General features: G+C 46.5%; 19 protein-coding genes and 2 pseudogenes. 14 read left to right on the top strand and 7 right to left on the bottom strand.

What is annotated here, in order from left to right:
• Positions 1–3: 3 nt before the first annotated feature.
• From HRE53_RS31305 to HRE53_RS31285, 5 genes are read left to right on the top strand one after another with little or no spacing between them, the layout of a single operon-like run.
• The gene (locus tag HRE53_RS31305) at positions 4–492 is read left to right on the top strand and encodes a hypothetical protein (protein WP_235112275.1); all 489 of its coding nucleotides are present in this window, start codon (positions 4–6) and stop codon (positions 490–492) included.
• A complete protein-coding gene (locus tag HRE53_RS31300) occupies positions 482–1,978 on the top strand; it encodes a bifunctional 5,10-methylenetetrahydrofolate dehydrogenase/5,10-methenyltetrahydrofolate cyclohydrolase (RefSeq protein WP_235112274.1) in 1,497 nt (498 codons plus the stop codon). The genes HRE53_RS31305 and HRE53_RS31300 overlap by 11 nt, the downstream gene beginning before the upstream one ends.
• Positions 1,975–2,187 (top strand): hypothetical protein, encoded by a 213-nt coding sequence (locus tag HRE53_RS31295; RefSeq protein ID WP_235112273.1) that lies wholly within the window; start codon positions 1,975–1,977, stop codon positions 2,185–2,187. The genes HRE53_RS31300 and HRE53_RS31295 overlap by 4 nt, the downstream gene beginning before the upstream one ends.
• 4 nt (positions 2,188–2,191) lie before the next feature.
• Positions 2,192–2,680, top strand: a complete 489-nt coding sequence (locus HRE53_RS31290; protein WP_235112272.1) for a hypothetical protein — start codon at positions 2,192–2,194, stop codon at positions 2,678–2,680.
• Complete coding sequence (locus HRE53_RS31285; RefSeq protein ID WP_235112270.1) at positions 2,670–4,163, top strand: bifunctional 5,10-methylenetetrahydrofolate dehydrogenase/5,10-methenyltetrahydrofolate cyclohydrolase; 1,494 nt, start codon at positions 2,670–2,672, stop codon at positions 4,161–4,163. The genes HRE53_RS31290 and HRE53_RS31285 overlap by 11 nt, the downstream gene beginning before the upstream one ends.
• Before the next feature lie 140 nt (positions 4,164–4,303).
• Here HRE53_RS31285 and mobF read toward each other — a convergent pair whose 3' ends face one another.
• From mobF to HRE53_RS31270, 3 genes are all read right to left on the bottom strand, one after another.
• Positions 4,304–8,116 (bottom strand): MobF family relaxase, encoded by a 3,813-nt coding sequence (gene mobF / locus HRE53_RS31280; RefSeq protein WP_235112268.1) that lies wholly within the window; start codon positions 8,114–8,116, stop codon positions 4,304–4,306.
• Between the two features lie 189 nt (positions 8,117–8,305).
• Positions 8,306–10,315, bottom strand: a complete 2,010-nt coding sequence (locus HRE53_RS31275) for a tetratricopeptide repeat protein (RefSeq protein WP_235112260.1) — start codon at positions 10,313–10,315, stop codon at positions 8,306–8,308.
• Positions 10,316–10,327: 12 nt separating this feature from the next.
• Positions 10,328–10,765, bottom strand: a complete 438-nt coding sequence (locus tag HRE53_RS31270; protein ID WP_235112259.1) for a hypothetical protein — start codon at positions 10,763–10,765, stop codon at positions 10,328–10,330.
• 787 nt (positions 10,766–11,552) lie between these two features.
• Here HRE53_RS31270 and HRE53_RS31265 point away from each other — a divergent pair.
• From HRE53_RS31265 to HRE53_RS31250, 4 genes are all read left to right on the top strand, one after another.
• On the top strand, positions 11,553–12,518 hold the full coding sequence (locus tag HRE53_RS31265) for a ParM/StbA family protein (protein ID WP_235112258.1): 966 nt from the start codon (positions 11,553–11,555) through the stop codon (positions 12,516–12,518).
• A 109-nt stretch (positions 12,519–12,627) separates the two neighbouring features.
• Positions 12,628–12,897 (top strand): hypothetical protein, encoded by a 270-nt coding sequence (locus HRE53_RS31260; RefSeq protein WP_235112257.1) that lies wholly within the window; start codon positions 12,628–12,630, stop codon positions 12,895–12,897.
• A 61-nt stretch (positions 12,898–12,958) separates the two neighbouring features.
• Positions 12,959–13,657 carry a hypothetical protein gene (locus HRE53_RS31255; RefSeq protein ID WP_235112256.1) on the top strand — a complete coding sequence of 233 codons (699 nt, stop codon included), beginning with the start codon at positions 12,959–12,961 and terminating at the stop codon, positions 13,655–13,657.
• A gap of 35 nt (positions 13,658–13,692) precedes the next feature.
• The gene (locus HRE53_RS31250; protein WP_235112255.1) at positions 13,693–13,929 is read left to right on the top strand and encodes a hypothetical protein; all 237 of its coding nucleotides are present in this window, start codon (positions 13,693–13,695) and stop codon (positions 13,927–13,929) included.
• A gap of 956 nt (positions 13,930–14,885) precedes the next feature.
• Here the strand turns inward: HRE53_RS31250 and HRE53_RS31245 are convergent.
• Positions 14,886–15,167 carry a hypothetical protein gene (locus tag HRE53_RS31245; RefSeq protein ID WP_235112254.1) on the bottom strand — a complete coding sequence of 94 codons (282 nt, stop codon included), beginning with the start codon at positions 15,165–15,167 and terminating at the stop codon, positions 14,886–14,888.
• 67 nt (positions 15,168–15,234) lie between these two features.
• On the bottom strand, positions 15,235–15,552 hold the full coding sequence (locus HRE53_RS31240; RefSeq protein ID WP_235112253.1) for a hypothetical protein: 318 nt from the start codon (positions 15,550–15,552) through the stop codon (positions 15,235–15,237).
• Between the two features lie 209 nt (positions 15,553–15,761).
• On the opposite strand from HRE53_RS31240, the gene HRE53_RS31235 reads away from it, so the two are divergent.
• Together HRE53_RS31235 and HRE53_RS31230 are read left to right on the top strand one after the other, a co-directional pair.
• Positions 15,762–15,977, top strand: coding sequence for a hypothetical protein (locus HRE53_RS31235; protein WP_235112251.1), 216 nt, complete (start codon positions 15,762–15,764; stop codon positions 15,975–15,977).
• A 13-nt stretch (positions 15,978–15,990) separates the two neighbouring features.
• Positions 15,991–16,158, top strand: a complete 168-nt coding sequence (locus HRE53_RS31230; protein ID WP_235112250.1) for a hypothetical protein — start codon at positions 15,991–15,993, stop codon at positions 16,156–16,158.
• Here the strand turns inward: HRE53_RS31230 and HRE53_RS31225 are convergent, their stop codons facing one another.
• Together HRE53_RS31225 and HRE53_RS31220 are read right to left on the bottom strand one after the other, a co-directional pair.
• Positions 16,159–16,449, bottom strand: a complete 291-nt coding sequence (locus HRE53_RS31225) for a HigA family addiction module antitoxin (protein WP_235112249.1) — start codon at positions 16,447–16,449, stop codon at positions 16,159–16,161.
• A pseudogene (locus tag HRE53_RS31220) lies at positions 16,449–16,589 on the bottom strand (type II toxin-antitoxin system RelE/ParE family toxin); the annotation flags it as partial. The gene HRE53_RS31225 and the pseudogene HRE53_RS31220, both read right to left, overlap by 1 nt.
• A gap of 277 nt (positions 16,590–16,866) precedes the next feature.
• Between HRE53_RS31220 and HRE53_RS31215 the strand changes: the two are divergent.
• The 3 genes and pseudogenes from HRE53_RS31215 to istB all read left to right on the top strand — a co-directional run bounded on the left by HRE53_RS31215 (position 16,867) and on the right by istB (position 19,286).
• On the top strand, positions 16,867–17,358 hold the full coding sequence (locus HRE53_RS31215) for a hypothetical protein (RefSeq protein ID WP_235112244.1): 492 nt from the start codon (positions 16,867–16,869) through the stop codon (positions 17,356–17,358).
• Positions 17,324–18,421, top strand: coding sequence for an IS21 family transposase (istA, locus tag HRE53_RS31210; RefSeq protein WP_235112242.1), 1,098 nt, complete (start codon positions 17,324–17,326; stop codon positions 18,419–18,421). Before HRE53_RS31215 ends, istA begins: the two co-directional genes overlap by 35 nt.
• 12 nt (positions 18,422–18,433) lie before the next feature.
• Positions 18,434–19,286 (top strand): annotated as a pseudogene (istB, locus tag HRE53_RS31205) (IS21-like element helper ATPase IstB).
• Positions 19,287–19,450 lie beyond the last annotated feature (164 nt).

Genomic DNA, 19,450 nt, shown 5'->3' with positions numbered 1-19,450 from the left:
GACATGATCAGCAAAGAAGTTATTGCAACCCAGCAACTCAGCCCTGTAGTGGAAACTATCTTTCACTGGCGTGCCGATGAGCCAAGTCATTGCTTGCTACGAATTTTTATCAATGACCAGACTCAGCAAGCTTATGTGGTGGCATCAGAGCTTTATAGCAATAATCAGAACGAGAAGCATGTTTCTAGACACTTTGAAGAGTTAGCCAAATCTGTCTTTGAACAATACCCTACACTAATCAATGTTTCTGATCTCAAGAAAGTAAACTGGATTACCCACTACGGTAAATTCTCAGTGGTACATTCGTTCGAAAACTTGACAACACCAGATCGATTTACGCAAGTGGATTTACCCTGGCCTTTGCCAACTGAATTGACTCCGTTAACTTCACATCGACAGGTGATTGAGTATGCAGAGGTCCAAGAGCTTAGCAATAGCGTTCTACTTGAACAAGTGGCAGACATCTTAAATAGGTTTGCTAGTGGCCACTGAAGTTAGAGGTGGTCTTAATCTAAGAGAGACTAAAGCTAGACTCAGCAATTTTTCTGAGGATTTTACGAATCAACAGGTATCAATCATCCGGTTTTCTCCACCAAAAGGAGAAGTAGATCCTGATGAACTAGCAAAATATGAAGCAGCAAGATACTCAACAGAACACAAAGTAAAAACGTTCTCCGATCTAGGTTGTGTGGTTAGAGATTTATATCTCGATAACTCTATCTCAGAACTAGAATTCCTATCTTTGTTGGAGAAGGCGAATGAGCAATCAATAGCTGTAATCGTTCAAAATCCTTACCCTGGCGTATTCAAAGAATACTTGTCAGCCATCTCTTACGAAAAAGACATAGATGGTTTGCGAGAGGACAACCCTTTATTTCCCGTTTCAGCCACCTCAGAAACGATTTTCCGTATAGTTGAGCCTTTTGTTCAAGAGAATGATGTTGTTGCTGTTGTTGGTGCAAAAGGCTTTGTAGGTAGGGGTGTGACTCAACTCCTAGAAGAAGCTGGAATCAAACCTCTAGCTCTAGATGCTGGAGATGACTTAACCAGAGTTCGACAAGCAAACATTGTTGTTTCAGCGACAGGTAAATCTAACCTACTGGATGAGCAACATATCGTGCCTGAGCATCGGTTAATCGTTGATGCTGGCTTTATTCCCCAGGGTGGCTCCAAAAAGCCTCTTGGTGATGTCAACCGATCAGCCTATGACATCCCCCAGAACATCACACCTGTTCCTGGTGGGGTTGGCCCCTTCCAAATGGCGACATTGATGGAGCGATTAATCATTCAAGTCACGGGGCAACAGATAGAAAAGTGGCAATATAGACCTCCCTTGGTAGAGCAACAGCAAACTGAACTCCAAGTAAAACCCAGACTAGAGAACTGGCCTAAATATGCATCCGCATTGGAGCGATCAGAGGTCCGTTCACAATGGATCAAGGATGTCTTGGAAACCCATCAATCAGGGAGTGTCTTGCCATCGCAAGCCCGGAGATTGTTTCAGAAGGATTTTGCAAAATTCTTACGGGGCTTGGCCTCCATTAAGACATGGCGTTCAAATGCCCAACAACTAAAATCGCCCATTGATATTCTGCAAACCATCGAGAAAGTAGAGCAAGGGTATCTCAACGGCCAGCCTTTGACTAAAGAAGTGAAAACGACGATGAAGGAAATGGCTAATCAGGCTGCCTATCACCGTTGTTCAGTTGAATTAAACCCTGAAGATCCTTCATTTCTGAAGCAGGTTGTTGTTAATGCCGCTAAAGCTGGCTTAAATAAGCAGCAAATTCTGGGAGCACTTTCAATGAGTCCTCAGATTCAATCAATTCGAGCGAAACGAGGCGAGCAGGAAAGTATGGATGAAGCAATCAAGATAATGAGAGCAAGCTTACCAAGAATTAAGCAACAGCAGCGAAAACCCAATCCTCGGCAACAGAATACTCAAGACGTTGATAATGGTCCAAAGATGGATCTTTGACCACTAAAGTCTTAGTAAATTACATTCAAACCACTGACGGCATTATCGGACAATCAGGTTATGGTGAATGGGCGAGGGAGTTGCAACAGCTTTATGACGATCGCTTAGTCTATTTCGGCATGAGTGAAGGGTGGGCAGATTGGATGCCCCAGGCGATTCAAGAATATCAGAAGAAATCTCAGGTTCCCCTACCAGCGTTTGCGAGGTGATGTCATGATCAGTAAAGAAGTCATTGCAACCCAACAACTCAGACCAGTGGTGGAAACCATCTTCCACTGGCAGGCTGATGATCCGAGCCATTGTTTACTCAGGATTTTTGTCGATGAGCAAGTTCAGCAAGCTTATGTAGTGGCGTCAGAACCACACAGTAACAAATTGCTGGACAAACATGTGTCTACTGACTTTGACACATTAGCGATTTCCATCAGCAAACAGTATACGTCGCTGTTTGAAAAATCCAAGATTAAACAGGTCATTTGGATTGCCCATTTTGGTCAGTTCTCAGATGTCCATAGCTTCGAGAATATGCATACTACTGAAAGTTTTTTGACAGTTGACCTACCCTGGCCATTACCTACACGAATTTCTTCATTAGAGGGTTGCTGGACTTTTTTATCTGCTGCTGCAGTAGAAGAACTCAACACCAAGGTATCTTTGGTCCCAGTACTCGACGTTCTCGCAAGAATGCCCTGTGACAGATGAGTTAAGAGGCGGGAAAATCCTGAAGCACACTAAAAAGGTGCTGGCTGATTTCTCAGAATCTTGTTCAAGTCAACGAGTAACAATTATCCGTTTTTCCCCGCCAGCGGAGGAACAAGATCCCATCAAACTAGCCAAATATGAGGCAGCAAGATTCTCCACTGAGCATAAGGTGAAAACCTTTGCGGCGCTGGGCTGTGAAGTCATACAACCTCACCTCAATTTCTCTACAACCCCCGATCAGTTCAATAAACTCTTGCAAGATGCAGTAACGACATCTGTGGGCCTTATAGTTCAAAACCCAATCCCTAAACATCTAGAGCCATTCATTCGAGAAATTCCTTTTGAAAAAGACTTAGATGGAATGCGTCTAGACAATCCATATTTCCCTGTATCGGCTACTTCAGAAACGATCTTCCGATTAGTTGAACCATTTGTTCAAGATAACGATGTCGTTGCTGTGGTGGGTGCGAAAGGCTTTGTTGGTGGCGGGGTCGTTCAGCTACTGGAAGAACAGGGAATAAACACGCTTGGTCTCGATTATGGTGATGACTTGCTCCAAACTCGTCAAGCCAACATAGTTGTCTCTGCCACAGGCGTTCCAGAATTACTCGACGAGAGACATATCACTCCTGAACATCGATTAGTTGTAGATTCAGGCTTTATTCCCCTCGCTGACTCCCAAATCCTGGGAGATGTCAACCGATCAGCCTATGACATCCCCCAGAACATCACACCTGTTCCTGGTGGGGTTGGCCCCTTCCAAATGGCGACATTGATGGAGCGATTAATCATTCAAGTCACGGGGCAACAGATAGAAAAGTGGCAATATAGACCTCCCTTGGTAGAGCAACAGCAAACTGAACTCCAAGTAAAACCCAGACTAGAGAACTGGCCTAAATATGCATCCGCATTGGAGCGATCAGAGGTCCGTTCACAATGGATCAAGGATGTCTTGGAAACCCATCAATCAGGGAGTGTCTTGCCATCGCAAGCCCGGGGATTGTTTCAGAAGGATTTTGCAAAATTCTTACGGGGCTTGGCCTCCATTAAGACATGGCGTTCAAATGCCCAACAACTAAAGTCGCCCATTGATATTCTTCAAACCATCGAGAAAGTAGAGCAAGGGTATCTCAACGGTCAGCCTTTGACTAAAGAAGTGAAAACGACGATGAAGGAAATGGCTAATCAGGCTGCCTATCACCGTTGTTCAGTGGAATTAAACCCTGAAGATCCTTTATTTCTTAATCAGGTTGTTGTTAATGCCGCTAAAGCTGGCTTAAATAAGCAGCAAATTCTGGGAGCACTTTCAATGAGTCCCCAGATTCAATCTATTCGGGCGAAACGAGGTGAGCAGGATAGTGTGGATGAAGCAATCAAGATAATGAGAGCAAGCTTACCAAAAATTAAGCGACAGCAGCGAAAACCCCATCCTCGGCAACAAAATACTCAAGACGAAGATAATAGACCGAATATGGATCTTTGACGTTTTAATAGCCAACTGAGTAATTGTTTGACTGGATTGTGGTCTGCTCTACTTTGAGTAGGCCTTTTCTTCTGAGTTCGTCATCTTCCTGTTTCTTGATCGACCGATTAACCAATTGCGTTGTCAGCTTATTGGCCCGTTTATCCGCTGAGATGTCCTGATAGATTCCGTGATTTTTTGTGAATGGCTAACAAATATCGTTTACGGTCCCCAGGTTCAGCAGCTCTCATATGATCGGACGCTGAAAGGAACCGATGAGCGTCATTGATGGTTGCGCCGTTATCAGGCGATAAGCAATAGCTGTAGACTTCCATGTCCAGCCTTTCTTTAGGCATATCGCCGAAACGCTCTACAGCCCGCTTGGTAATAGCGTTGTACTGGGTTCTATAGCGACGCTTAATCTCTGCATCAGGCCTCACAGCATTTGCGATCGCAAGGTTATAGGCTTTCGGGCCAGCTTTCACAATTAGATCGTCCAGGCCTTTCCCTAGCTCTGGCTTCCATTGGGCAATCTTGCAGACAACGCTCCTAGTCTGCATTAGCTCGATTGTTCTCACCAAATCTCGACGCACATTTAGGATGCTCGATACCTTTGTGTCTTGGTCAAAGGCAAAAGTGATTTGCCTACCCGGTTTAGCTAGTGCCTCACCATACTCTGTTAGTTCACGTTGGGGCAGTCGTTTGTCATACTCATTCTTAGCCCGGTACAAGGCAGTTACACCGGGCAAGCCTACGGTTAGATGCCCTTGGCTCAGGGATGCCCATGTCTTTTTCAGGCCCTCTGTGATGACGATCGGTAGGTTATATTTGTCAGCTACATACCAAACCCCCTTAGACCGCTCCTCAGCAGTTGGACTGATGCCATTACGCTGATAAATTCGTTCCTCGATTGCCAAAGGTATCTCAGGTAGAAAGACTTGTTGACCGGGTACTTTAGGCGTCTCGTATTTTATGATGTCGCCGTCTTTGTCTAAGCGGGGGGTCTTAGGTTTCACTTGGCAATACTGGGATGGTTGAGGATTGCCCTCGATGACAGAGAGTAAATCAGTGCCACCATAGCCGATCCAACCTCCCACCTCGGCAATGTGGCTGTACGCTTTCTCGGAGTCATACTGGGTATGACCGTCAACGATGGAAGCTCGGTATAGAAAGCCTTTCATCTTCCCTGTAACCTCTTGTCCAGCCCCATACTTAGATTTAGTGAATTCGGCTTCTAGTAGGGCGGCAACCAAAGGATTGTCACGAATAGATCCATAAGGATCGGGGTTCTCACTTCGGAGGTGGTTCGAGGTCAATAGATCGGGGTGAATACCGCTACCCTTCATTTCCTTCCATGTATCCTCATCCAACCCATAGGGCCGTTCTTCTTTGTCATAAGTTGGACTCCAGCCCACATGAGGGTCAAACAGTATCTCTAATGCATTTTCCTGTGCATAGGATTGTCCGACCCACTCTTGGAGCTTACTCAGGTCCTCAGTGAACACAGTCAGATATTTGGTCTTGTTCCTGGAGATACCCACATAGAAGGATTCTTTGGCTGAGGTAGGATTAAGGCTAGCAATGTAGAGGGTTTCTGAGTTGGTACTACCTTGTGATCGATAGGTAGTCGTGGCCCAGTCATGATCTATCTGTAGGGGCTTGGTGAGGTCTAAGTGATGCACTCGGCCATGCTTATCTTTGACCGTTGCGATCTGATCTTTGATATCGGTACAGGTTAAAAAAGCATTGGTATGGATATCCTTTTTCATGTTGGTTGAAGTGAACCGGAGCTTATCACCAACAGCAATCTGATTGCGCCTCGTCGTATAGACCTGAGTTAACTTATGCTCTGCAGGATTGATGGTGAAATGCCGACCGCCCGGTGACTGGACCTTGAGGTTTTTGCCCTCAACGGCCAAGACTTTATAAGGGACATGGGTCTGAAGCTGGGTATAGAGCCTATGTTTTTTGTGCAGTACCAGTAAATCGCCCTTGTTGTAGTTCTCGGCCCGTTTCTTCTCGGCCTTGGAGAGGTTTCTTCTCTGGAGCTGAGTAAATTCAGTATCTTTGGTAAGCTGGCCTTCCTTGATAAGCTCGGCTCTTAGGAGTTTGGTAAAGCCAAACCGTTCTGCATTAGTCCCCACGACTACGAGGGTTTTGTCTCGGCGATGTTTAGGCTTCTCCATGTAATAGGCAACGGCACTTGTGATCTTGGTTTCCGAGTCTTCGACCTCTCTGATATTTCCATTTTTTTCTAAAGCTCTCAGAGCCTCAACCCCGTGACCATCGGCGATAAGCTCAACGGCCCTAAGCTGTTCTTTGTTTTGCTGTCTAATGATTTGGTCGAGACGGTGAACGATTGCGCCTTTATTCATCAGCATTCGTACAGGTGCCCCTGCGGATATGGCGGCATTCTGCCCAGTGTCACCGACAAACCAACACCTAGCCCCGACCTGTTCGGCTTTCTGGAGAATTTTCTCCATGTCCTCAGATCCAATCATGCCCGCTTCGTCAAAGATCCAAAGCTGGTTAGCCCCTTCTGGTGGGGGACTGACAACAAAGCTGGCTATGGTTGTTCCTTCTAGTCCAAATGCCTCACTAATCTGATGTTTTGCATTGTGGGTGGGCGCGAAAACTTTGATATCGATGCCAGGGGGTAATTGTTCTCTTGCCAGACCCAGAGCAGTTGTCTTACCCGTGCCTGCCAGTCCCTTAAGGATTTGGTACTGATCCGAAAAGCTGAGCAAGCGTCTCATGGCCTCGGCTTGTCCACTGTTTAGCATCGTGTCGCTAAAATCAGCGGTTGGGTTCAGCGGTCCAACCTGGTTATCTGGGGATAGAACGATGTCTAAGATCCTTTGGTCCCTGTCTACTGCGGTCTGTGTGGTGAGTCGGCCATCCCAGGCAGTAATCAGATCAGGGTGCTTTGCAATCTCAGCGTTTAAGGGCTTCTCGTCAAAACTTCTCAGGTGAGAGAACACAAAGCGCTGTATGTCCTCGGCGTTGAATGAGGATTGATATTCTGTCAGGTGTGCTAATGCAGCGTCTAAAAGTTCTCGGGGTGTCTCTTGGTTTTCAGGCTTGATAGGTTGGTCAAATGGGGTTATGCCAGTGAAACCGACTGAGGCCATTTCTTCGCCCCATCGTTGCTGCTTATGTTCTAGTGATTCCGTAATATCCTTGCCGATGCGAGTTTCAAAGGTTGCCTTTTGTCGATTTTTTGGGGTGTTGGCCCAGCCTTTCTCTTTTAAGTAGTCCTCGATTTCGGTTGAGCGCTTACTGAATTGTTTAATTTGCTCGTCGGTAACCCCTTCGAGGTCAAACCCTGTTTTTGTTTCCCGAATCTTATAGCCCAGCGCTTGGACCTTGAGAGCCATCTTCTGATCGTAGATGTTTCCTAAAACACTGCTTCTCGTTAACAGTTCCTTATAAAAGGCCCTAAATTCACCATCAGGGCAATGAGTTCCATTGAAAAGAACAACATGGGTGTGTACGTGAGGGTCGCCTGCTCGGGTTTCGTGGTGATGAATTAAAGCAGCGGCGATGTTGCCTGTCTTTACGGTTTGGCGGTCATTGTTCTTCTGAATTCGGGCCGCTGCATATTCATCCTCAACGATTTGCATTACTTCTTTAATGGCCTCGACATGGGCATTCCATAAACGGTGATCGCCGTTGGGTGCATGGATAGCCATGCTTAAGGATTTGCCAGAGATAGAAAACGTCAGGTCATAGGCTAACCGCTCCTGGCCCTGGCCCTTTACCTTGTTTCTAATTCGCCCCTTGCCTGGATAGTCCCCATAAAACAGCTTCGTAAATAGCTCAGCAGAGTAAGGGTCATTCGGTGCCATCCTGCCTATAAATTCGTTTTGAGTGATCCGCTGAATTTCCTCGTTTGGGCTGTAGTAGCTCTCTTCCTTGGTGTAATACTTCGCCCCATCTTTGACATTGGAATTGATAGTCGTAACATTCAGCATGGCTTATCGAAAAATCGAATTCTTACCTTATCTATAGGCTTGCGACGGAAAAGACCAAAGCTGAACGTTAAAGCGCTCTGTACAGTTAGAAAGACATAGCGCTCCGATCTACGAATTTAGGCCATTTCAAATAATTAGTAGCCAAAAAAAATTAAACCTCCAGTTTTAAAGCTTTAATGCACAAACCCATCAGGAAAGTGATGCTAGATAGTTCCGAAGTCTTTGAGTATGGGGATGACTACTCCCAAGTTTTTCCTCAAAAATGACTAGAGCTTTTCGATAAAGACCTTCTGCATCCTCATTTCTGCCTTGTTTTTGATAGAGTGCCCCTAAACACCACATCGAGTTAGCGACATCGGGGTGTTCGTTGCCCAAGAGCTTCTTTTTCATCTCTAGGGCTTGGACATAGAGGGGTTCGGCTTCTGTGTACCGTCCTTGGTTTTTGTAGAGTCCTGCCAGGTTATTGAGGCTACTCGCGACATCGGGGTGTTCGTTGCCCAAGAGCTTCTGTGTCATCTCTAGGGTTTGGACATAGAGGGGTTCGGCTTCTGTGTACCGTCCTTGGTTTTCGTAGAGTCCTGCCAGGTTATTGAGGCTAGTGGCGACAGAGGGGTGTTCGTTGCCGAATCTCTGTTGAGTCTGTTCCAGGCATTTTTGATACCAAGGTAAAGCTAAGCCATAGTTTCCTTGCCCTTTATAAAATCGACCAATACCGACATAGGGCCATGTCAAATCATCATCACTGAGGTCAATCCACTGTCTGGTTAGTTCTTCCAGATGGGGAATGCTGGCCCTCATCCCTGCAATCACATCAATCGTTGGACTGTCATTAATACCCTGAGCAACACCAACCATTGCTGTGCAATAAGCTGCTTTAACCGATTCCCCTTTGTCAGTGCGCTCATTCAACTTAATCCGAAAGAACTCCTGCACAATTTGATGGAGCTGGTAGGTACTCTGTTCTACCCGTTTGAGGAGGTTTCGTTTCCGTAAACCTTTCTTTCTAGCTCTGGTTAATTCCCTTGGAGGGGTGTTGGGTAGACAAGATTCAATGTATTGCCATGGGATAGGAGCAATCGCAAACATCCCCAATAAACAGGCCAATTCCTTTTCTGGATCCTCAAGATTCTTCCAACTCAACTCCAATGCGTCGACAACGCCCAGTTGAGCTGTCATGCCATCTTCTTTCTCAAGTAATGCTTCAGTATCCAACCGCATTGACTTAAGTTCTTGGAGCAAATCGTGGATGGATAGATCCAGGTCGTTGGCCAGATAACGGCCTAACAGCTCTAGTCCTAATGGTAGGTTACCCACCCAATCATATAGGGTTTTAGCATCCTCCAGTTGTGATTGAATCCGGTCTGATCCTACTAGTGTTTCCAGTAGTGCTAATGCACTTTTATCATCGAGTTCTTCAATGGACAGAGACTGTACAGAGCTGCCCAAATTCAAACGAGTTGTCAACAACACTTTGAACTTCGGATCTGAGGGAGGCAGATAGGGTTCAACTGCATCAAACTCAGATACATCATCGAGAACAACCAGAACATCCCCCTCTCGCCAATGCCCCCAGGAATAGTCAACCTGGCCTTTTTCATCTAATCCATCAGGGAGAGTAAGACCTATCTTAGTCTGAGCAAACGTCACAATTTGGGTTGCAATCTCCTGCCCCCTGGCTCTCAACCAGCAAATCCCACCAGGGTATTGCTCTTGTCTAAATTGAGCAATGGCATACTGTAAGGCCAATTCCGTTTTGCCTATGCCTCCCATTCCTGAAATCGCGGTAATGGCGATACGCTGGCTGTTTTGTAGTTGCTCGTGGAGGTCTTGAAGTTTTGGACCTCGACCCACAAATTCCTTGACTCCACTACGTGGAACGTTGGTAGGGATTGGAGTCTGTCTTTGGGATATCAGCTCTTGAAGAAGCTCTGCGAGTTGTTGAACTACTTTCTCAGAGTCAAGATGGTAATGAGTTCCAAGGTTGGCAATTCCACCCTCCTTGACCAAGGTTTGAAAACCTTTGGAGTCTCCTAAGTTGATTTGTACGACGCGCTGATCTGTCTGGAGTGCTTCTATGAGTGAAGGGTTAGAGTCTAGCTCTGAGCGCAGACTAGTGACAATTTCATTAGTTGTGGCACTGGATTCTGATTGCAGCTTATGGGCAACAATCTGACGGATTTCTTGTATGGGATCTCTCACTGAGGTTATCCCTTATTTATTTTGGGATTCGCTGATATGAATCTCACCGATATAGGCTGTTCCCCCTTCCACTTTGGTTTGCCAACCTTTGGCGTTATCTGAGTTGTTCTGAGTCATATTGCTCTGGTCGAGAATCTTGCCAGCATTGATGGTTTGAGCCATAGCCTGGACTTGAGCTGCAAAATCAAGATCCTCATCCATCACTACATCTAAATTCTTGGCAATGGTTGATAGGGCTTCAGTATCTCCCTGCTCTATTTTCTTTAGAGCGTCATCCACTTTTTGAGACTTACCCCGTAGCCTATTCCAAATTGTCTGACGGAGTTTTCCCATCTGTTCAATTGCATCAGCGGTAAATTTCTTGGCTAATTCTCCAGCACTGGATTTGAGGAATTCTTGAAAGGCAAGATTAGCAATTAATGTGGCTGTCAGGGTAAGGGGTTCAGTCATGGCAGTGTTTAGGGCAGATATCAGTTAATTATCTGGTTAACTCCCTGAAAATACGCGAGTCTTCAGCAAGAATTGAGATTCAGAAATAGTTTTAACGATTTATAGTCTGTGTGCTAGCTCTTTAATTCGTAGCTAGCACTTTAGTGGACAAGGGGAAACCAAAACTCTCGATCCTTGACACTACACTGGCTTTACATTTGTGCTACAAGAAAAATATTTTTTGTAGTGCGCTTGAAACTTTTTGTAGTACTTAAAAACACGTTTTTTGACTTTTGGCCCGATCCAGGAAGTAGCCCCAAGGGATGGCGGTTGGCGTATGCCCCCCACCCCCCGACTCCACAGACAAGATATGCAATCCCCGAAATGCCCTCCCCGTATAGTTTCTGAGGCTTGGCTTTCAGGTCAAAGCCAAATCTCGCCAAGTGAGACCAGCACGGATTTTTGTTGGTGCCACTTGGTGTAGTTTGGCGCTACTTGGTATCGATATTTCGCGAAAATGGGCGTTTTTTGTGACTCAAACGTAGATACAGAGAGGCTTTGAGGTCGTTTTAGGGCCGATTCTTCAGGTTTTTTCAAAAAATTTGGAAGTACTACAAAAAATTTCAAACGCACCACAAAATTTTGAGGAGACCACTACAAAAGGCTACAGAATGTAGTATTCAGGCCCACTTAAAAAAAGTATTTTCGTCTTTCTGATTGCAAGCCTATAGATAGGTGAGGACGACAAACATAGGAGCTTCACGAAATGGATCGAGAAATAAAGATATGCACTGATCTAGGCTCAAGCATGGGCAAGGGTTGTTATGACCTCGACGGGTCTATCAGGTGGATTGCTCAAGATAATGCAGTTGAAGAGGAGGAGGTTAGAGACCTGGACAGTGAGAGCTGTGTGATCGAGTACAAGGGTAGGTCATGGACGGTCGGCTCTAGCGCTATTTACGGCCTACATGAAACCTTGTTGCATCAGAACAAAGCAGAGCAAGCCAGTCTAAGAACTCTGGGAATGCTTGGCAAGGTCATCGAACGAGAGCAGTTTTTAGAGGGCTATGTTGATCTAACGGTGCTTTTACCTGAAGGTGAGCGGCGATACTTTAAAACCTTGGAGTCGAACCTGGCGAAAGGTATTTACGGATCAACATTCAACGGTCTTAAGCCAAACGTGAAAGTGCGACGGGTCCGGGTACTGCCTGAAGGATCGGGTATTGCTTCACAGATACAAGATCAGGGGGCAATGGCGATCATGTTTGGTCACAAGGATGTCTCGTTGCTCCAAGTTCTGAACGGCGTAATCCAGGCTCAGAAGAGTCTCACGCTTTCCAACCTTGGGATGATTAAGCTCATCAGTGAATGCGGCATTCACATTTCAGATGAACTGATCCTTTCTACACTGATCTGTAGAGAAGTCAGAAACAAGAATGGGTTTAAACATGCTTTCTCAGATAAGGAAGCATTGAAGAACGCCAGACAGATCCTCAAGGATACAAAGGCTAAAGTTTGGCCTCTACTCTCCAGAAAGTTTGACGGGTTTCCAGCCTTGGGGACTGCAACCAAGATTTATGTGACTGGGGGCAGTCATCCAGTCTGGGGGCCAGAGCTAAAAAACAAGTTTGGAACTAAGCTGCGTTTCTTCAAGGATGAACTTGAAGAGATGTCAGGGGCCTTGCCAGAACTGAATGCGCCAGAGTACACGGGGTACAAGAATCGGTTTACTGACAGTTACCTCTTGATCAAAGGAGGTCTCACCAATGCCTAAAGAGTCAGACATCAAAACGATCCGACCCTCGAAGCAGTACCCCGAAGATTCCGCGCACTACCGTCGCTACTTGGCCCTGAAAAAATACTACGGGGGCAGCTTCAACGAAATGTTTTTCCAGGCGGCATGGTCAGCTCTAGGACCGCTGGGGAGTGCATTAATTGGAGCGCCACTTGATGAAGTTCAGCGGCTCTCAACGGTAGGCAATCACTTTAAGTTGGCCCTAGATAGTGAGGCCTTAGCTACAGCCAGCGGCGGGAATAAGATCGTTGGCGAGGATCAGCCCAGTCTTGATACCTGGGTCAACGACAGCGAAGGCACCGAAGACACAGACGATGATTCCCCGGCTGTGTCTATCGCTGGTGACCCATTCGGCTAGTCGCGCGCAAGCCTAATATTTGAATCGAACAAGCAAACAAACCTAACAAGGTAATCAAGACATGCACAACCTAGACGACATTCTTCAACTGTTAGAGATCACCCAAGAGGATCTGCAAAAACTTCTGAAAGCTGTGGGCTGGGGGGAGGATCTGACCCAATTCGATGACGCTCAATCCGAATTGCTGATCGCAGTAAATATAGGCCGCAACGCGAACGGCTGGACCTATATTGAGAGCTACCTGAGAAAAGTCGCCGAAACACAAGGCTTGACCCCCGAACAGTTCGACGAATTATCATCGGCTATCACAGGCACAGGCAGCACCCTAGGACAATACCGAGATCGGTTTGAGGCTTTGTGTCAGCGAGTTCAGGCAGGGGAAAAGCCTAATCTGGTGATTCAATCCCCTGAAGCCCCTTCAGATGACGAGATCAAGGTAGCTGCAGAAAAATCCGGGGTCGGCATGGAGGGCAATGAACTGGTAGGGCTATTAAAAGGGATCGCCCGTGCAAATGCCAAGAAGCTTTGTGAGACCGTTGAAGAGCTGGCCGCTATGGGTGCAGCGGATCAATTAGCGGCACAAGAGATTTATATCACCGAATATAGGCAGGTAGTCTGCGAGACCTTGCAAAGTGAAGATTTTAAGGCCCGGACAAACGCGATCATGCAAGGGGGCACCGAGGCAGAGCAAAAAAAGCGATTGACCAGCTTGATTTTTGGTCAACCGATCCCCGCAGGACTATTGCCCAGCAGCAATTAGTTTCGTACCTCGAAACCTACCTGACCAAAAACAGCGTGGCACTAAAACAGAGGTTCGCCCAAATAGCGGCAACTAAAGAAAAGCTGACTTTGGCCGATCGCGCCCTGCGAATGAAACAGGTAGAAAAGGATATCCAGAGGGAAAACAAATGGTACAGGCTGACCTACATCTCAATCGGGGTGCTTATCGGCGTACTGCTTACTTTTTGGGGAATGTCCGTTAAAGAGGGGCTTAATAGCCCTGCTCCAGTCGTACATATCGAAGGTTCTTGACACATGCCTGATAGCAAAGTCTTAGCCCTCTGGTTCGCTGTTTATGCCGCCTTTCTAGGTAGGTCAAACGTTTATTTGGTGCAGTTTCATTGCCAGCGGACACCACGAAAGCCCGGTTCAGCAACAGCAGATTATTGAGCAACAACAAAAGGAAATTAAGGAGCTAAAGAACAGTGGCAACTAGAAAAGTTTTTATACTCTGCAGTATTGGAGCGGTCATTCTTTTGGCGTCATTAGGATCGGCGTTTATGAAGCCTATTGATCGAGAATTACCCGTGTATGTAGACACGGTAGAAAGCAATAATTAACTCCCCAAACCGTATAACCGTATACATGATTCTAGCTGGTAGCGTTGGTGCTGCAATCCAGTGAAACGGCTTCCCCTTCTCGACTCTGGTCGCTAGCCATATGTATATGTTTGGATTTATGGCTGGTATTGCACCTATTAATTTACCCAGTCTTTCAAGCTTTCAGATTCCATGCGGATTCTGTATTACCTAGCTTACTCCCCAACTATCTACTCAATACCAATGCTCTAAATTTTCATTTTCTGTGTGGATTCTGTATTACCTAATCATGGAGGCTCAGTCATGAGCGTAACTCTAGTCAAACCAGAACAAGAACTTGAAACCATCGCCAGAATACTGACGGAAAACTACATTATGGAGGTCATTCGATGAAAGGTTGTCTGATTGTTCTTCTGATCCTGATTACCCCCTTATTGATCCTCGCAGGCCCTATTGGTTGGGTCTTAGGGATTATCGCCTGGATATTGCTTCTCAAGTGATAGCGCTGGTGGGGATGTTGGAATGCCGCGATCGCATTCGTGAAGCTATGGAATCTCAGATTTTTCAGGGAATTTATATTACCTAGGTAACTAAGCTTAACGAGATGGGAAAAACAAACAATCTCCAAGTGCCTTAACTTTAAGCTAGGGCACTTGGAGAAAATCCAAATCAATTCGTGATTTTGTCTAGCTTGATTTCTATTCGCTCAAGTCGTTGATCCATTTGCTGAATCCGTTGATCGACTTGTTGAAAGTGCAAGTCAACTTGTTGAAACCGCTGATCTATTTGCTGGAACTGAGGTGTAATTTGTTCAGCAACAACAGATCTAACCACGAAAAAATTGACGCTTGCCAGAGCTGAGATCAGAGCGACAATAGCGATGACAATCGTTGCTAGCTTCGCTAAGACATCCAACCATTGAGGCATTTGAGCTGTATCTGATGAATTCATTTGTCTCTCCGTTAATACCATTATCGCGCAATATCCCTTGGGGGGCGATGTTGCCCCCCGAATGTGTTTAGAATTCGTCTTCGTAATCGTTTTCAGCTTCAAGCTGTCGAGTGGTGGGGATGGTGCGCCAATCAGCTAGGCGGTAGTCGTCGCCATACTCAGACTGAACCCAATTGCGGAGGCGATCACCGAGACGACCTGGCTTGTTGGTGACGGCAGCGAGGACTTCAAACAAATCGCCACCCTCGCGCACACCGGGGTATTGCTCGATCTGCATCTCGATTGCAATGACTTCAGGATGAAGGGGATCAGTGACTTGAGAGTCAACGAGCTGAAGCAGTTCGTTGACGGTGGTGGGTGCTTCTGTATGAGTTAGAGTTGACATAGTTAATCCTTAGTTGGGTTTTAACTAGGGCACCGCTTTCTGATTCGTCGTCGTGAGCGGTGCCTTTGTTTGTATGTAAGTATTATAGCATTTATATGCTTGATAACAAGCGTATATAGGAAATTAGTTTCATAAACTTAATACTTGAATATGCTTGATAACATGCATATGTGTGTTAGTTTTAAAGCTGTTGTCTGAAAGGATTGGAGATGTCACCCCGAAACCCTTCCCCAACTTACGATCACCTCAAACCCTTGCCTAGAGCGGATAGCACTGAAGAGGAACTATCCAAAACAATAGGGGTTCGCCTAGAGATGAGTGTCTATGAAGCGTTGATTAAAAAGTATCCAGGCAAAGGGGAGCTAACAGCTTGGCTCAGAAAACAGGCGAGGATCGGGGCGGAGAATGAAAAGCTGCTTGATTAAGAATGGGGGTGCGATGGTCGAAGACCGCCCTAAGTCCTACGGACAGCAAGCAACGGGCATCGCAACTCAATACCAAACTCCGACATCACACCTATTAAATACCTTTGTATTTTTAGAATCTAGCGAGAATCTGTATTGCTTAGCCTTTTTCTTTCTTGCTCAAAACCTGTTGCGGTGTTAGCTAAACCTTAACTGCTAACCGCTTCAACTCAGCATGATCATTTTCTTGCTGTGCATTCCAAATATCATGATCGGCCTGCATTCGCATCCAGGTTAGCGGCTCCAGGCCCAAAACCCTAGACAGCCTTACGGCCATGTCAGAACTCAGGGAAATTTTGCCATTGACCAGCCTTGAAAAATTACCGGGGCTGACCTCTAGTGCATTAGCAACATCGGTCAGGGTCCATTTATTCGGTTCAATAAACAATCCCTGAATGACCTCGCCGGGGTGGGGTGGGTTATGCATCAACATCAGTGGTAGTCCTCGTAATCAAGCACAATAACGTCGCCATCAGTGAATTCAAAGGTGAGTCTCCAGTTGCCACTAACGCGAATCGACCATCGAGAGCTTGGCTTTAACTTATGGAGATAGAACCCAGGAATATCAAGCTCTAGCACATTCGAGATGCTATTTGCATATTCTCAGTAACTTCTCCACCCCTTGGGAGGGTAACTTCTCCGGTCGAATGGCAGTAACTTCTCCACCCCTGTGGAAGTTATCTTCGCCAGTCAAATGGCAATAAACTTCTCCACCCTTGTGGAAGTTATCTTCACCGGATAAGTGGCAGTTAACTTCTCCACCCCCCTAACCATCATTTCGACAGGTCATTATCCCTAGCCAGGCCATCCTCTAAACTTCTGTGCATTAGCCAGAGGAATGGAGATGGCAATGGCCTATAAACGTCAAGGAGCAACCCTGTCGATGAGTAAATTTAGAGAAATTATTCGCTTACATGAACTCGGCCACAATAAATCGGAGATCGCCCGTAGCTGCTTCATCTCCCGTACCGCTGTCCGAGACTATCTGCATCGTGCTCAGGGTCAATCCCTCAGTTATGACCAGTTAAGCCGACTAAGTGATAGTGATATCCAGCATCTGCTGGGAAAAGGTCAACGTCAGTCCTCCCGTAAGAAGCCTGCGATTGACTTCGAGTATGTGCATCGAGAGATGCAACGTAAAGGGGTCACCCTCGGCCTACTGTGGATGGAAGGTAAAGAGAGAGGGGATTGGAACTGTAGCTATAGTGGCTTTTGCCGTCGATACCGCAAGTGGAAAAAACAGCACTCGCTATCCATGCGCCAGACCCACAAGGGAGCGGAAAAAAATCTTTGTAGACTACTGTGGTATGACCGTGCCGGTGGTCCATCCCAAAACCGGTGAGGTCACTCAAGCTCAAGTGTTTGTGGCCTGCTGTGGAGCGAGTAACTACACCTATGCAGAGGCGACCGAAAGCCAAACCATCAAGAACTGGCTCGGATCTCATCAACGGTCATTGGCCTTCTTTGGTGGAGTGCCGGTCGCTATCGTTCCAGACAACCTCAAGTCAGGAGTCACAGATCCGTGCCGTTATGAGCCCGGTATCAATCGGAGTTATCAAGACTTTGCGGAACACTACAACGTGATCATCTTGCCCGCTCGCCCCAAATGCCCTCGGGATAAACCCAAAGTGGAGAATGCGGTGCAGCAAGTGGAACGTCATATTCTCGCACCCTTGAGAGACCAGACCTTTACCAGTTTCAAGCAACTGAATGAAGCGATTGCAGCAGGGTTGGAGAAACTCAACCATCGGACCATGAAATCCTATGGTCTATCCCGTCGAGAATTATTTGAGCAAGTGGACCAACCAGAACTCAGACCCTTGCCCAGCCATGCGTTTGAGTTTGGCGAATTTAAAACCGCGAAAGTGAGTTTTGATTACCACATTGAGGTGAACCGCCACTATTACAGTGTCCCTTATGAATATGTGGGGAAATCAGTATCCGTCAAGATTACGGAATCTTTGGTGCAGATTTTTCATGACCATCAGCGCATTGCGATACATGAACGTTCTAGCTTGCCGTTTCAGCATTCCACTGAAGAGGGGCATATGCCACCAGCGCATTTGGCTTACAAAACCCAATCGAGAGAGACCTTCCTGGCTTGGGCCCAGAATGTTGGACCAGCGACGAAGCAGCAAGTGATAGATATCTTTGAGAAGAAAGCCCATGATGAACAGGCGTTTCGTGCTTTGAAAGGGGTGCAACATCTAAGAACAACCCATGGTGCTGAAAGGTTGGAAGCCGCCTGTAATCGGGCTAATGCTATGGGGATGGTGGGCCAACGCTATCTCAAATCTATGCTCCAAAACAAACTTGAATCAGACCCCTTACCGGATGAAACCCATAAGGTGATTCCTATTCACCATGCCAATGTCCGAGGGTCCGAATATTATCAAGCGACGTAGGGGAAGACAGCGATGCAAGCAATGATTGAACAGCTACAACAAATGAAACTCACCGGCATACTCGAAGCTTGGCGAGAACAGCAGGCGATGCCCACCTATCATGATCTGTCTTTCGATGAACGACTGGCCTTGATGGTAGAGCGCGAATACATCCGGCGTCAGAATCAACGGATGCAACGCCGACTGAGGCAAGCTCGACTGCCGGTGCACGCCACCTTAGATGCAGTAGATTTCGATGTGCCCAGAGGACTTCGTAAAATCCAGTTCCTTGAATTTGCTCAAGGTCATTGGCTCCAGGAAAATCTGTCATTGATCATCCTGGGACCGACGGGCGTTGGGAAGTCTTTCTTGGCGGCCGTATTGTCCCATCATTTGTGTAAGCAAGGCCATAGCGTCCGCTATATCAAAACTGCTGATCTCGTTCTGGAGTTGAAGCTGGCCAAAGGAGATGGGTCTTATCCAAAACTCCGAAAACAATTAGCGGCCTACGATCTACTGGTGCTGGATGAATGGCTTAGAGATCCTCTATCTGTCTTTGAGGCTAGAGAAGTGCTCGATATCTTAGACGAGCGGTTTCGCAAAGCCTCCTGCTTATTTGCCACGCAAATGCCCCTGGAGCAATGGCACTCACAAATTCAAGATCCCACTCTGGCCGATGCCATCCTCGACCGGATTATCCATGATGCGATGAAGGTCTTGCTTCGAGGAGAATCCATGAGGAAATTGACCAGCAAGCTGACCCAGAAGCCAGAAGGAGAAATGAGTATTAACCGTTCAGATGAGGAGAATACAACGAGAGAGACAACCCTTAAAACACAAAAGGAGAAGAGGAATGAAAAAAAAGGAGGGACAGATGGAGGAATAGACCGGATGAGATCACGATCTTCCATTCGTGATATGTATGGATTTAGATCTGAATTTTTGCCTATGAATTGCAACCCTTAATTCCATATCTACCTGTCGAAAATGGTTGGCCAATATTTTTTTTGGTTGGGGGGGTGGAGAAGTTAGTGCCACTCAACCGGAGAA

It is taken from the genome of Acaryochloris sp. 'Moss Beach' (assembly GCF_021497025.1).
Lineage (GTDB): Bacteria > Cyanobacteriota > Cyanobacteriia > Thermosynechococcales > Thermosynechococcaceae > Acaryochloris > Acaryochloris marina_A.
Note: the sequence above shows the minus strand (reverse complement) of the source record. Positions and strands in the feature narration are given on the sequence as shown.